Here is a 13,832-nt window from a genome sequence, read left to right as displayed (position 1 = left end):
TGGAACGGGTCACGCCACAGCACGAAGAGATGGACCTGAACTGCGAAATTAACTCTTCCGCCGGTGCGGAACTGTAAGCCTGTATGCGCGTCAAGGTCCTCGGCTCCGCCGCCGGGGGCGGATTTCCCCAGTGGAATTGCGCCTGCCGCAATTGCAGCCGCCTGCGCGATGGCACCCTGCGCGGGCGCGCGCGCACCCAGGCGCAGCTCGCGGTTTCGCCCGACGGTTCTTCCTGGTTCCTCCTGAACGCTTCTCCCGACTTGCGGCAACAGCTCGCCGCGCACTCTGAATTTGCTCCGAAGGGCGCGCCGCGCAGCACCCCCATCTCCGCGATCCTGCTTACGAGTGCGGACGTGGAGTGCGTACTGGGCCTGCTCCATCTGCGGGAATTCCAGCCGCTGCGGATCTATTCGACCTTATCGGTGCGGCGCATACTGACCGAGGACAACAGCCTTTTCCGCACCTTAGCGCGCTCCAACCCTCCGTCGCGCTGGGAAGTTCTTCCTCTGGACCGGCTGATTTCCCTCGTCGCGCAGGGCCCGGCCGGAGCAAAAATGAATCTTTTCTGCAAGGCCGTGCCGCTGAACGGGAGTTTTCCGGACTATGTGAGCGACCATCTGCGGAGCAGCTTGCCGGAAGAAGAAGCCGTGATCGGCCTGCAGCTGGTGCAAGGCGAGAAGAGGTTTTTCTATGCTCCCAGCCTGCCGGGCCGCGGCGAAGATTGGAAACGACGCATCAGCGAGAGCCATCTGGCATTGCTTGACGGGACCTTCTGGACGGACGACGAACTCATCAAAATACAAAGCAGCGGCAAGACGGCCCGGCAGCTGGGGCACTTGCCGCTCTCTGGCGCAAGCGGCCTTCTCGGGCAATTGCAGTCCGCTCATCAGACGCGCTGCGTGCTCATCCATCTGAACAACACCAACCCCATTCTCGATGAGGAGAGCGCGGAACACCGGGAGTTGCTGGCGGCGGGGCGGGCGATCGCTTTCGATGGGATGGAGCTGGAACTGTGACAACTGGTGCGGGCAACTGCCGGCCTAGGCGCTGACTGGCTTTACCGCCCCATCCCGCTCGAGAGTTCGCCGAACCGCACATCTGCATCCGCCATTCCAAGCGCAGCGCGGAATCTCTCTTCGATTGCGGAAAGATTCCTCGACTCACTCCTGATGAAGAACATCGGGACTTCCCTCGGAATGACTGAAATAGACGTCGCTCTCCGCAGCTGGCTACGAAGGGGCGGGGAGTGGCGGGGACGGCTCGATGCGCAAAAGCACGCGGAAGACGAAGAGGAGCGTGCCGGCAAGGCACACCGAGCCGAAGATGGTGAGCGTGAGCGGCGCGCCGATGTGCCGCGCGATGATGCCGGCAAACAGCGCGCCGATGGGCTGCACGCCCATGAACATCGCGGCGTAAACGGCCATGACCCGGCCGCGCAGTTCGTCCGAGACGCGGTTCTGCACGATGGTGTTGGTGGCGGCCATCTGCGCGGTGGCGGCGAAGCCGACCACGGCGAGCACGCCCGCCGAGAGCAGAAAGAGCTGCGACTGGGAGAAGACGATGAGACCGGCGGCGCAGATGGAAGAGGTCACGGCGATAAAACGCGCCAGGCCCTTGTAGGCGGTCCGCGCGGCGAAGTGCAGCGCTCCGATCACCGCGCCGACGCCCGCCGCGCTCATCAGGAAGCCCAGGCCGCGCGGGCCGCCATGCAGGATGTCGGTGGCGAAGATGGGCATAAAGACGGAATACTGCAGGCCGAGCAGGCTGAGCAGGCTGAGCAGCAGCAGCGCCGAACGGATGGGCACATCGCCCATGACGAAGCGGAAGCCCTCGATGAAATTCTGCAGCGGCGAGCCGCCTTCGGGCTTGGGCGCAACCGGCGCGAGGCGCATGGCCAGCAGCGCGGCGATGACGGCGAGGAAACTCAAGGCGTTGAAGAAAAAACACCAGCCTTCGCCGACCCAGGCGATGGCCAGACCGGCGAGGGCCGGGCCCACGACGCGTGCTCCGTTGAAGATCGAGGAGTTCAGGGCGATGGCGTTGGGCAGGTCGGGCCTGCCAACCATCTGGATGATGAAGGCCTGGCGGATGGGCACGTCAAAGGCGTTGACGATGCCAACGAGGAAGGCGATGACGATGAGATGCCACACCCGGACGTGGTGCGACAGGGTGAGCGCGGCGAGCAGCAGGGCCAGGCACATGGAGGCCGTTTGCGTCCAGATGACGCCGCGGTGGCGGTTGAAGTGGTCGGCGACATAGCCGCCCACGGCGGCCAGCAGCAGGATGGGGATCTGGTTGGCGAAAGCGAACAGACCGAGCAGGGCCGCCGAGCCGGTCAGCTTATAGACGAGCCAGAGCTGCGCGGTGGACTGCATCCACGTGCCGATGAGCGAAGTAAGCTGACCGGCGAAGAAGAGTTGGAAATTACGGTGCTGCAGAGCGCGGAAGCGCGCGGACACGTGCGGGTTGTTCCTCCCCCCGATTGGATGCAACGGAACTGCAACAGTCACGATGACGCCGCGGGAGGGCTGTTGTCAACGCGGCAGCGCAGAGCGCGTTCGTCAAAACAGGTGGGTACGGCCCCGGCTGCTGTCCGGGGCATGGCGTGCCGTGCCTCTGCGGCTGTCGCGGCTAATGCTCGGCGGGAAGTTCGGGGGCGCCGCCGACGTGGAGGTGGCTGAGGTCGTCGAGCAGAGCCTGGTCCTCCCGGCTCATGCCGCGGGTGAAATTGGGATCGCGGAGGTGCTGGTTGCGCGCCGATTCCGGCATCTCACGGAGGACGCGCAGGCGCCGCTGGATGGCCTGGCGGCGTTCAAAGGGCATCTGCTCCCAGCGTGGCAGGACGTCGGCGCGGATGTGCTCGCGCTGCTCGGGCGTCATCTGGCGCCAGACCCGCTCGCGGTCGCGCAGTTCGTCGCGCTGCAGGGGCGTCAGGCGGTCCCAGCGCTGGAAGTCGCGGCGAATGTGCTCCTGGCGGTCCGGAGGCAGAGAGCGGAATTTGCCCTGGTTCTCGAGAACGCGCTCGCGCTCCTGTGGCGACATGTTGCGCAGGCGGTCCACCCAGGGAGGCTGTGTGCCCGCGCGCGGCGCTTCGGCGGGCCGCTCACTCGGAGCAAACTGCCGTCCGGACGCCGAGGGCGGCTGGAGTCCCGGCGCGCGCGAAGGAGGCGCTGCGCGGCCGGGCAGGGAGCGCTGCGCATTACCGGCGGGCGGGCGCTGCCGCTGCCGTTCCTGCTGACGCTCTGCCCGGGACTGCTGCTGCCGTTGTTCGTGGCGCTGTTCGCGAGGCCGTTCGCGGTTCTGTTCGCGCTTATCCGGGCGGTCGGACTGGTTCTGCGCCGCCACGGCGGCCAGCGGAAGCGCCAGCGCGGCGAGGGGGACCAGAAGCCAGCGAGCGAATTGTGCGGTGCGGTGCATGTTCCACTCTTACCGGGAAAATCTCCTCTTACTGGTTCTCCGCATCCACGGGTGGCGGAAGATCCGGGAGCGGCTCGAAGTTGGCGAGCACGTCGTAATCTTCCAGCACCGGCAGGTCCTTCATCATGCGCACTTCGGTGTCGGGCGCGGCCATGTTGAGTCCCTGCTCGGCGGGCCGCGAGGCGACCCAGACGGTAGCCAGCAGAAGCAGTGAAGCGGCAAAGGCCACGCGCGGCGAAGGGGCGAGCCAGGCCCACCAGCTCTGGCGCGGGGGCTCGGCGGCGATGCGCGCCTGCATCCGCAGATCGAAACCCGCGGACGGCTCGATCTTCGGCAGCTCGTCGAGCAGCCCGGAGAGGGAGCGGAATTCGTTGACGCGCAGACGGCAGACGGCGCACGCCGTGAGGTGCTTCTCCGCCTCGGCCCGCTCGCCTTCCTTCAGGCGGCCGTCGAGGTACGGCAGGATCCGGCTTTCCATTCGCGCACAGTTCATGACCTTCTTCCCTTCTTATCCCTGCTGCTTTGGCGGCTGGCCCACCAGGGGAGCCAGCTCGATGCGCAGCGTTTCATAGGCCCGGAAGAGCAGCGATTTCAGCGCGCTTTCCGAGCATTCCAGAATCCGGGCGATTTCGCGGTAGTCCAGCTCCTGATACTTGTGCAGGAGCACGGCCGCGCGCTGCTTTTCCGGCAGCTTGGCGATGGCGCGGCGGATCATGGCCTGCCGGGCCTGCTCGACCAAATGCTGCTCGATGTCCAGGTGGCCGTCGGCCACGTCCAGGCGGCGCTCATCGCCGTCCTCGGCATCCGCCGCCAGCGGCTGATCGATGGATATTTCCATCTGCCGGTGGTGATTGTCGCGGATGGAATTCAGCGCCAGATTGGTGGCGATGCGGAAAAGCCAGGTGGTGAACTTCGCGCTGGGTTCGTAGTCTTCGCGCGCGCGGTAAACGCGGATGAAAACTTCCTGCGCGAGGTCCTCGGCCTGCTCGCGATTGCGCACCATCCGGTGAAGGAAGTTGACCAGCGGACTCCGATAGCGGTGCAGGAGCAGGGCGAAGGACTGCTCGTCGCCCGACTTTACGTCCTGCATCAACTGGACGTCGGTTCTGGCCATGACCTCCATAGTCTATACAACCCGTTCAGAGACAGAAAGTTGCAGCCGAAGAAGTGTGCGCCAGAGGAAACAGGGGTGCGCTTAGAAATGCGCTAAATGCTTCAGCGCCAGCAGGCTGGCGACGCCCAGAAAGACCAGCAGGGCGGTACGCCAGCCGGGCTCGCGGTTGACCTCGGGGAGCAGGTCGGTGGCCGCTACATAAACCGTCACGCCGCCGGAAAGTGGCAGAGCGTACTGGAGTTGCGCCTGCAGCAGGGTGGTGAGCAGGACTCCGGCGAGCGTCGCGGCTCCCAGAAACCCCGCTGCATAAAGGGCCTGCCGCCGGCCTTGCCCGCTGGCCAGGACCACGGAGGCCACGGTAAAGCCTTCGGGGAGTTTGTGCAGGAAGACGGCGACGAAGATGACCACGCCCAGCCAGGTGGAGACGAGAAAGCCCGCGGCGATGGCCACGCCGTCGAAAAACGTGTGGATCACCAGACCCAGCAGCGCCGTCGTGCTGGCATGGTGGTGGCGGATCTCCTCGGCGTGCGTTTCTTCGCCGAAGTGAAAATGCGGCGCAAGGATGTGTTCGAACAGGTGCACCAGGAAGTAGCCGGCGAGGACAAATAGCAGCGCGTTCTCTCCGCCCAGGTGCACCGCCTCGGGAATGATCTCCAGGAAGGCCACGGCCAGCATGTAGCCGGCGCCGAGGGCCAGAAAATAGTGGAGAAACTGGCGCGGCCAGTCCCGCCGCACCACGAAATAGCCGCCGAGGATATTGCCGCCGGCGGCCACCAGGCCGAGGCCGGCGGCCAGCGCAATGCGGACTGTTTCGGAGTGCAGCATGCCGCGTCAGCCGCTGTGGCGGAAGAGAATGACGTCGCCTTCCTGCACGATGTAATCGCGCCCTTCGAGGCGGACCTTGGCCTTTTCGCGGGCGGCGGCGAGGCTGCCGGCCTCCAGCAGGTCGTTCCAGCGCACGACTTCCGCGCGGATGAAGCCTTTTTCGATGTCGCTGTGAATCTCGCCCGCGGCTTTGGACGCCGTGGAGCCCTTGCGGATGGTCCAGGCGCGGACTTCCGGCTCGCCGGCGGTGAAGAAGGAGATCAGGCCCATCAAGTCGTAGGTGGCGCGGATCAAGCGGTTGAGGCCCGGTTCTTTCAAGCCGTAGGAGGCCAGCAGCTCGGCCGCTTCCTTCTCGTCCATTTCGGCGAGCTCGGCTTCCAGGCGGCCGCAGATGGCCACGACCGCGGTGTTCGGCCGGCCCTGCAGCGCGCCGAGCTTGTGGCGCTCGACGGCGGTGGAGAGCTCGGCGGCTTCTTCGTCGCCGAGATTCAGCACAAAGAGCATGGGGCGCTGGGAGAGGAAGAGGAAGCCGCTGATGAACTTCTTCTCTTCCGGAGTGATCTCCAGCTCGCGCAGGGGCTTTTCCGATTCGAGGTGCGCCTTGCAGCGCTCGAGCACTGCCTTCTCACCCTCCAGGACCGGGTCGCGCTTCTTCTTGAGGTCTTTGTCCAGGCGCTCCAGGCGGCGGATGATCTGGTCGTGGTCGGCGAGGATCAGCTCCAGCTCGAGGTTGGTGGCGTCGCGCAGCGGGTCAATGCTCCCGGCGGAATGCGGCACGGAGGGATCGTCGAAGACGCGGAGAACGTGGGCGATGGTGTCCACGTCGCGCAGCGGCGCGAGCACCCCGGAATCTTTGGCGCGGTCCTTCTGCATGCCGCCGACGTCCACGTACTGCACCGTGGCATAAGTGATCTTCTTGGGGTTATAGAGCTTGGCCAGCTCGAGCAGGCGCGGCTCCGGCACCTTGGCCACGCCCACGTGGGTCGCCTGGGCGCCGGCTTTGCCTTCGACGTGCGCCTTGGTGAGGATGCGGAAGAGCGTGGTCTTGCCGACCTGGGGTAGTCCAATAATGCCTGTTTGCATAAGCGTGAAATTTTAGCACACGTGGAGCATGGAGCAGTGACTGGTGACTCGCGGCAAGATTCCTGGGGCGGTGGTTCGCAGGGCTTGGTATTCTCTTGCGCATCGCCGGCGGGAGAGAGCACGTGACGACCGAAAGACGATTGCCGCCTTTTGACCTGCGCCTGGCCATGGACAGACTGGCCGCCAAGGACCAGCGGCTGGCGCGGCTGATGCAGAGTACCGAGGAGTTCCGGACGGAAACCGACGGGACGGAGAGCCCTTATGCGGCGCTGCTCGAAGCTGTCACGTATCAGTCCATCTCCGGCAAGGCCGCGGAGACGATCTTCAACCGCGTGAAGGCTCTGGGCGCGGGCAGGAGCGCGCCGTCACCGGTAGAGATGCTGAAGCTGCCCACGCGGGCGCTGCGCAAGGCGGGGCTCTCGGGGGCCAAGGTGCGGGCCATGAAGGACCTCGCGCGGAAGACGCTCTCGGGCGTGGTTCCTTCTCGCGCCGAGGCGGAGGCGCTTTCGGACGAGGAGCTGGTCGCGCGGCTGATCTCCGTGCGCGGGGTGGGCGCGTGGACCGTGGAGATGTTCCTGATCTTCCGGCTGGGCCGGCCGGACGTGCTGCCGATTCACGATTTGGGCGTACAGAAGGGCTACGCGCTGACCTACGGCAAACGTTACATACCCAAGCCGAAGGAGCTGCTGGCGTTCGGCGAGCGCTGGCGGCCGTATCGCACGGTCGCGAGCTGGTACATGTGGCGCGCGGTGCAGCGGGACAGCCGCAAAGCCCGCAAGATCGGGCGCGCCCCGGCGAAAAAGAAGAACAAGAGAAGGAAGGCCAGCCGGCGTCAGCGAACGGCTTCGCGGGTGAGCAGGTAGAGGGCGGCGAGGCCGCCGAGGAGGACGCCGGATTCGAGCTGGACGGAGAGGCGGTGCAGACGGTCGAATTCGCGGCGCAGGGGATTATCGGCGGCAGTGTTCTGCACGGAGCCCATCTCCGAGCGCAAGCGGGCAAGGCGCGAGGTGACGCCGTACTGCGAGGCCACAGTGAGCGCGAGCATGAGCACCACGGCCAGGGCCACGGGCGCGGCGAAGTTGGCGAAGGAGCGCGTGCGGGCCAGCCGCGCGGCGAAGAAGACTATGCCGCAGACGATGCCGAGAATGTGCAGGCGGCCCAGGGCGTAGCCGACCATCGAGCCGGCGAGATCGCGCCCCGGCAGCACCGCAAACGCCCCGGGCGCGACGACAAAGCTGAGGAAAATGTCGCCGCCGAGCCACAGGCTCAGGGATAGAAACTCGAGGCTACGGAGGACCGTTGACATGGGGAAAATTCCGCTAGAATCGGGTACAGGCGTTTAAGAGATGGTGGGCGACAAAGGACTTGAACCTTTGACCTCTCCCGTGTGAGGGGAGCGCTCTAACCAACTGAGCTAGTCGCCCACGGTACTAATTATTTTTAACACGAAGCAGAGCGAGATTCAACCGATGCCCATCGCCGCCGCCCAGATCGTCTCGCAATTGCAGCGCAGCCTTTCCCGCGCCATCTACGGGAAAGAAGAGGCCATTCAGCTGGCGCTGGTGGCCTTGCTGGCCCGCGGGCACCTGCTGATCGAAGACGTGCCGGGCGTGGGCAAGACGACGCTGGCGCAGGCCCTGGCGCGCTCCTTCCACTGCACCTTCCAGCGCATCCAGTTCACCTCCGACCTGCTGCCGAGCGACGTGCTGGGCGTGAGCGTCTACAACCCCGAAAACCGCGAATTCGAATTCCGCCCCGGGCCGATCTTCGCCAACGTCATCCTGGCCGACGAGATCAACCGCACCACGCCGCGCACGCAATCGGCGCTGCTGGAGGCCATGAACGAGGCCCAGGTGACCGTGGACGGGCGGACGCACCCGCTGCCGCTGCCTTTCCTGGTGGTGGCCACGCAGAACCCGGTGGAGCACCACGGCACCTACCCGCTGCCGGAATCGCAGCTGGACCGCTTCCTGATGCGCATCCGCATGGGCTACCCCTCCGTGGAGACCGAGAAAGAGATTCTGCGCAAGCGCTCCAGCCAGACGAGCGACGATCCGCTGAAGGATCTGGAGCCCCTGGCCACCGCACAGGACGTGCTGGCGATGCAGGAGGCGGTCTCGCGCGTGCGCGTGGAGAACAGCCTGCTGGATTACGCCATGGCCATCGTCACGCGGACGCGGCAGGCGCCGGAACTGGCGCTGGGGGTGAGCCCGCGCGGGACGCTGATGCTGCAGCGCGCGGCGCAGGCCCGCGCGTATCTGGACGGGCGCGACTTCTGCCTGCCCGACGATTTCAAGCAGCTCTTCGTGCCGGTGCTCGCCCACCGCGTGATCGCCAACATCAAGAGCGCCGGGCCCGCCGCCGGGGCCAAGAAGACCGACTGGGTCGAGGCGTTTCTCCGCGAAATCGTCGAATCTGCACGCGTACCCCTGTGAACCGCACGGCCACGCTGGCGAAGCTCTGGGTAAGAATGGACAGCCCGGGCGTCCGCGCGTTTTTCCTGGCCATGGCCGCGCTGACCGTGGCCTTGCTTCTCGCTCTCTATTCCGGCGCCGCTGCGGAGATGGGCCACGTCGCCCTGGCCGGAATTTCCGCGCTCTCCTCGCTGGTGCTGGCGGGCTGGGTGGCGGTGACGCTGGTGCCGGTGCTGGCGCGGCGCACGCCGCTGCGCTGGGTCGCCTACAAAATGGAGTACAAGCTGACCCGCGAGGGCTGGATCTACATCGGCGGAGTGTTTGCCGTGGCCCTGGCGGCGATGAATACCGGCAATAACCTGCTCTTTCTGATTCTGGCCAGCCTGATCGCCGCCATTCTCATGTCCGGCATTCTCTCCACCATCACGCTTTCGGGCGTGGCCATTCGCCTGGAGCTGCCGGAGGAGATTTTCGCGGGCGCGCCGGTGCGTGCCAGCGTCGAGCTGCAGAACGAGAAGCTGACGCTGCCGTCGTTCTCGTTGCGCCTGGAGGGCGTGGCAGCGAAGGGAGCGGCGCGCGCGGCGGTGCTGGAGACCCCGGTCTATTTCCCGTACGTGCCGCGGCAGGGGCGGGTGCAGCAGTGGGTGCCCCTGCTGTTTCCGCGGCGCGGAGTGTATCGCCAGGAGGCCTTCAAGATCGTCACGCGCTTCCCCTTCGGGTTTCTGCAGAAGGCGCGCCCCGTGGACCTGCGCACGGAAGCGCTGGTTTATCCGTCGGTGGAAGCCACGGCGGATTTTCGCGCGGTGCTGCCCGCGCTGCAGGGCTCGATCGAAAGCCTGAAGAAGGGCCGCGGCCAGGACCTGCACGCCCTGCGCGACTACCTGCCCACGGACAGCGCCCGGCACGTGCACTGGAAGGCTTCGGCGCGCACCGGCACCCTGCTGGTGCGCGAGTTCAACCGCGAAGACGACCGCCGCGTGCTGCTGGTCTTCGACCCGGCGCTGCCCGCGGAGTTGCCGGACGCCGCGGAGATGTTCGAGCGCGCCGTGGCCCTCTGCGCCAGCATCGCCTGGCACTTCTACGAAACCAACGCCCTGCTGCGCTTCCGCACCCTCGGCGCGGAAACGCCCCTGGCTCCCGCCGCGGAGATTATCTCCGACGTGCTGCGCCTGCTCGCCCTCAGCGAGCCGCTGCGCCAGGAGGGCGGAGCGCAGCTGCTGCAATCGCTCAGCGGCGATCCCGAGCTTGCCAAGATCGTGCTGACCAGCCAGTCGCCCGGCACGATCCCCGAAGATCTGTGGAATTCCGCGTACTTCATCTTCCTGCCCGAACTGTAGTGGGCCTCGCACAAACTCAGTGAAGAACGGCGGTACGCAGAGAGGAAACGCGCGCCGGGTGTGCGAAAATGGCGCGTGCCTCTCGCAGGGAAAGAACTCGGAAAATTCCGGCGGCAGCTGCTGGCGTGGTTCGCGCGCCGGCAGCGCGACCTGCCCTGGCGCCGCACCCAGGATCCCGGCCGCATCTGGCTTTCGGAGATCATGCTGCAGCAGACGCGCGTGGCCGCGGTGATTCCCTACTACGAGCGCTTCGTGGCGCGCTTTCAGGATGTGCGCGCGCTGGCCGAGGCTCCCGAAGAGGAGATTCTGCGGCACTGGTCGGGGCTCGGCTATTACAGCCGGGCGCGCAACCTCCAGCGCGCGGCGCGGGAGATCGTGGCCCGCCACGCCGGCGTATTTCCGCGCGACTACCAAGCCGCGCTGGCGTTGCCCGGAATCGGGCGCTATACGGCCGCGGCGATTCTGAGCATCGCCTATGGCGCGCCGCACGCCGTGCTCGACGGCAACGTGGCCCGGGTGCTGGCGCGGCTGGAAGCGCTGCGCGGGGACCTGCGCGCGCCGCGCCGCTGGCAAGGCCTGCAAGCTTCCGCGGACCGCCTGCTGGAGCGCAATCATCCCGGCGACTGGAACCAGGCGATGATGGAGCTGGGCGCGACGCTCTGCACGCCGCGCGCGCCGGACTGCGCGGCGTGCCCGGTGGCGCGCTGGTGCCGCGCGCGCCGCCGGGGCCTTGCGGAGACCATTCCGGAAAAGCGCCGCAAGCGCGCGCCGGTGCAGGTGCATCTCGCGGCCGCGGTCTTCCTCGACCCGCAGGGACGCACCCTGCTGCTCCCTCCGCCGCGCCGCGCCGCCGCGCCCGGGACACCCGGGGAACTCTCGCCGCTCTTCTCACGGATGTGGCATTTCCCGGCGGTGCGCGCTGGAAAAAACGCGCGGAGCGCTCTGCGCACTCATCTCGGGAAGAGTTTCGGTCTGGCCGCGGCGGCCGGCGCGCAGATTGCCGCGGCAAAACCCGTGCGCCAGGCCGTCACCCACCGCGAGATCACGATTGCGCCGTTTCTGGTGCGCGTGAAGAAGCTGCCGCGCCCGCGCGGCGCGCGCGCCCTGCTTCTGGGCGAATTGCACACGCTTCCCGTCTCCAACCTCACGCGCAAGATCGCGCGGGCCGCAGCCCCAGTCCGGCCGGAATAGAAGTTTCCGGCTCCTTCGCACGCGCTTTCCCTGCACGAAGAATTATTCCGCCCGGCAGACGTTGGCAGATTCGCGCTGCCACGGCCACGCGCAGCGGCGCGGTGCTAGGATGAAATCTGCGCCATGTCGAGCACCGCTACAGCCTTTCCCGCAGCGGCACCGCCCGCCGAGCGGTTCTTCCGCACCGCGCTCTTCTGCCTGATTCTTACGGCCGTGAGCACGCTGGCCGCGACGGGCAAACTCGACCCGCCGACGGCGGTCTTCGCGCCGCTGGCCGTGCTCTACAAGGGAATTCGCGGCTGGCGGAGGCACGGGCCGGAGTTCAGCCACCGGCTGGCGACCTGGCTGGTCATCGCCTACTTCGCGGTCTTCCCCGCGGACTACCTGATCTTTTCACGGAACTATGCGGCGGGCGCGCCCAATCCCGGCCTGTACGCCGCTCTGCTCGCCGCCGTGCATCTCCTGCTGTACGTGTTCTTTGTGCGCCTGTACAGCGCGGCCAACGACCGGGACGCGCTCTTCCTGGCGCTGCTATCGTTCGGCACGGTGCTGGCAGCTGCGGTGCTCACCATCGACACCTATTTCCTGGGGCTCTTTTTCCTGTATCTGCTTTTTGCCGTGGCCACGTTTCTCGGCTACGAGATGCGCCGCGGCGCCCAGGGCGCGGTGTCACTGTCGCTGGCCGCCCGGCCGGGGCTGGAGAAGCGCTTCCACCGCGCCCTGGGCATCGCCGCGTTGAGCGTGACGCTGGGCGCGATCCTTCTCGGCTCGCTGTTCTTCTTCTTCTTTCCGCGCTTCAGCGCCGGATATTTCGGAAAAATGGGCCTGCAGCCCGCGCTGATGTCCGGCTTCAGCGAGGATGTCGAGCTGGGACAGATCGGCGAGATCAAGAAAGACTCCACGGTGGTCATGCGCGTGAAGGCCGGCCAGCTTCCGCGCAGTGTGCGTCTGCGCTGGCGCGGCATCGCGCTCACGGATTTCGACGGCAAGCGCTGGTTCACGCCGGAGCGGACGCGGGAAGCGCTGTCCGTGGATGGCGACGGCTGGATTCGCCCGCCGGCGTTTCCGGCCGGCCTGCGCGCGCATTCCATGTCGCTGCACTATACGGTGCTGCTCGAGCCGGTGGCGACCGACGCGGTGTTCGCGCCCTCCTACGTCCTCTCGCTGCGGGGAACTTTTTCCGCTGACATGGGAATTACCGCAAGCCGGCGCGCCTACTTGCTGATGGATCCCACCTCTTCGTTCTTCAATCCTTTCCACAACTACACGCCCACGCGCTACGAGGGATATTCCCTGCTGCCCCGGGTGGCCCCGGCTCTGCTGCGTTCCGCCTCCGCGAAATATCCCCCAGGGCTCCGCGAGACCTACCTGCAGCTCCCCGTGCTCGATCCGCGCATCGCCGCACTGGCGCGGCAGATCACCGCGCGCGCGGCAACGCCTTTCGACAAAGCCGCGGCCATCGAAGCCTACCTGCAGAGCAATTACGCCTATTCGCTGAACCTTACGGGCCGTCCCGGCGACGACGCCCTGGCGCACTTCCTGTTCGTGACCCGCGCCGGGCATTGCGAATACTTCGCCTCGGCCATGACCGTGCTCCTGCGCACACTGGGCATCCCCGCGCGCCTGGTGAACGGCTTTCTCCCCGGCGAGTACAACGACGTCGGCAAGGACTACATCGTGCGCGCCAGCGACGCGCACAGCTGGGTCGAGGTGTACTTCCCCAACTACGGCTGGCTCACCTTCGATCCCACCCCCGGGGCGGCGGAAGCCGAAAAGAACCTGCTCGGGCGGATGGCCGCGTATTGGGACTGGTTCCAGCTCTCCTGGAATGAATGGGTCATCAACTACGATTTCGCGCACCAGATTACGCTCGCACAGACGGTGCAGCGCGGCTCGCGCTCCTGGAACGAGCGAGCGCGGAACTTCTTCGACGAACTGCAGGAGCGCGGGAAAGAGCGCCTCAAGTCCTGGCAGAAAAGCCACGGAACGCTGCGCGCTGTGCTTCCTGTCGCCCTGGTACTTCTCCTGCTGCTGTTGAACTTCGGCGGCTTGCGGCGCCTCGCGCGGCGGATGCGCCTCGAATGGCGGGTGCGCGCTCCGGGCGGGGCGCGGCGTGACCCGCAGCTCGCTTCCCTGCTCTACCAGGAGTTTCTGCGCGTGCTCTCGCGGCGCGGCTGGAAGCACAGCGAAGCGCAAACGCCGTACGAATTCGCGGCGGCCATCGAGGCCCCGGGAATCGCTCCCGCGGTGAGCGAGTTCACGCAGATCTATGCGCGGGCCCGCTATGGCGGCGTGCCCTGCGATGCGCTGCGGTTGCGCGCGCTGCTGGCGGAAATTCGCGCCGCGCTGCGCGCACGATAACTTTCCGAGTGCAGCGGCGAGTTTATCTCGCCCCCGGACGGCCCCCCGGCCCGCTCGGGTTAAATGCCGCCGCCGCTGCAAAATCCCCTC

General features: G+C 66.6%; 13 protein-coding genes and 1 tRNA gene. 6 read left to right on the top strand and 8 right to left on the bottom strand.

Going from position 1 to position 13,832, the window contains the following annotated elements:
* Positions 1–83: 83 nt before the first annotated feature.
* The gene (pqqB, locus tag LAN61_06615) at positions 84–1,016 is read left to right on the top strand and encodes a pyrroloquinoline quinone biosynthesis protein PqqB (GenBank protein ID MBZ5540178.1); all 933 of its coding nucleotides are present in this window, start codon (positions 84–86) and stop codon (positions 1,014–1,016) included.
* A gap of 213 nt (positions 1,017–1,229) precedes the next feature.
* On the opposite strand, the gene LAN61_06610 is transcribed toward pqqB, so the two are convergent.
* From LAN61_06610 to ychF, 6 genes are all read right to left on the bottom strand, one after another.
* Positions 1,230–2,459, bottom strand: a complete 1,230-nt coding sequence (locus LAN61_06610; GenBank protein MBZ5540177.1) for an MFS transporter — start codon at positions 2,457–2,459, stop codon at positions 1,230–1,232.
* Between the two features lie 172 nt (positions 2,460–2,631).
* Entirely contained in the window at positions 2,632–3,417 is a 786-nt protein-coding gene (locus tag LAN61_06605) for a DUF3106 domain-containing protein (protein ID MBZ5540176.1), read from the bottom strand.
* A gap of 28 nt (positions 3,418–3,445) precedes the next feature.
* Positions 3,446–3,910: a zf-HC2 domain-containing protein gene (locus LAN61_06600; protein ID MBZ5540175.1), complete on the bottom strand. Its 465-nt coding sequence runs from the start codon at positions 3,908–3,910 to the stop codon at positions 3,446–3,448.
* A 15-nt stretch (positions 3,911–3,925) separates the two neighbouring features.
* A complete protein-coding gene (locus LAN61_06595) occupies positions 3,926–4,540 on the bottom strand; it encodes a sigma-70 family RNA polymerase sigma factor (GenBank protein MBZ5540174.1) in 615 nt (204 codons plus the stop codon).
* A gap of 72 nt (positions 4,541–4,612) precedes the next feature.
* Entirely contained in the window at positions 4,613–5,356 is a 744-nt protein-coding gene (locus LAN61_06590) for a ZIP family metal transporter (GenBank protein ID MBZ5540173.1), read from the bottom strand.
* Positions 5,357–5,362: 6 nt separating this feature from the next.
* Positions 5,363–6,439 (bottom strand): redox-regulated ATPase YchF, encoded by a 1,077-nt coding sequence (gene ychF / locus LAN61_06585; protein MBZ5540172.1) that lies wholly within the window; start codon positions 6,437–6,439, stop codon positions 5,363–5,365.
* A gap of 122 nt (positions 6,440–6,561) precedes the next feature.
* Between ychF and LAN61_06580 the strand changes: the two genes are divergently transcribed.
* The gene (locus LAN61_06580; GenBank protein ID MBZ5540171.1) at positions 6,562–7,302 is read left to right on the top strand and encodes a DNA-3-methyladenine glycosylase 2 family protein; all 741 of its coding nucleotides are present in this window, start codon (positions 6,562–6,564) and stop codon (positions 7,300–7,302) included.
* On the opposite strand, the gene LAN61_06575 is transcribed toward LAN61_06580, so the two are convergent.
* Both LAN61_06575 and LAN61_06570 read right to left on the bottom strand, forming a co-directional pair.
* Positions 7,272–7,745, bottom strand: a complete 474-nt coding sequence (locus LAN61_06575; protein MBZ5540170.1) for a DUF4149 domain-containing protein — start codon at positions 7,743–7,745, stop codon at positions 7,272–7,274. The genes LAN61_06580 and LAN61_06575 overlap by 31 nt on opposite strands.
* Positions 7,746–7,786: 41 nt before the next feature.
* Positions 7,787–7,863 (bottom strand) — tRNA-Val (locus tag LAN61_06570).
* 45 nt (positions 7,864–7,908) lie between these two features.
* On the opposite strand from LAN61_06570, the gene LAN61_06565 reads away from it, so the two are divergent.
* From LAN61_06565 to LAN61_06550, 4 genes are all read left to right on the top strand, one after another.
* The gene (locus LAN61_06565; GenBank protein MBZ5540169.1) at positions 7,909–8,874 is read left to right on the top strand and encodes a MoxR family ATPase; all 966 of its coding nucleotides are present in this window, start codon (positions 7,909–7,911) and stop codon (positions 8,872–8,874) included.
* Positions 8,871–10,190, top strand: a complete 1,320-nt coding sequence (locus LAN61_06560) for a DUF58 domain-containing protein (protein ID MBZ5540168.1) — start codon at positions 8,871–8,873, stop codon at positions 10,188–10,190. Before LAN61_06565 ends, LAN61_06560 begins: the two co-directional genes overlap by 4 nt.
* A 117-nt stretch (positions 10,191–10,307) precedes the next feature.
* Positions 10,308–11,381: an A/G-specific adenine glycosylase gene (gene mutY, locus LAN61_06555; GenBank protein ID MBZ5540167.1), complete on the top strand. Its 1,074-nt coding sequence runs from the start codon at positions 10,308–10,310 to the stop codon at positions 11,379–11,381.
* Positions 11,382–11,504: 123 nt separating this feature from the next.
* Positions 11,505–13,742: a DUF3488 and transglutaminase-like domain-containing protein gene (locus tag LAN61_06550; GenBank protein ID MBZ5540166.1), complete on the top strand. Its 2,238-nt coding sequence runs from the start codon at positions 11,505–11,507 to the stop codon at positions 13,740–13,742.
* Positions 13,743–13,832 lie beyond the last annotated feature (90 nt).

This window comes from Terriglobia bacterium (assembly GCA_020072785.1).
Classification (GTDB): domain Bacteria; phylum Acidobacteriota; class Terriglobia; order Acidiferrales; family UBA7541; genus Acidiferrum.
The sequence above is the reverse complement of the archived record's forward strand: the minus strand, read 5'-3'. Positions and strand labels throughout refer to the sequence as shown.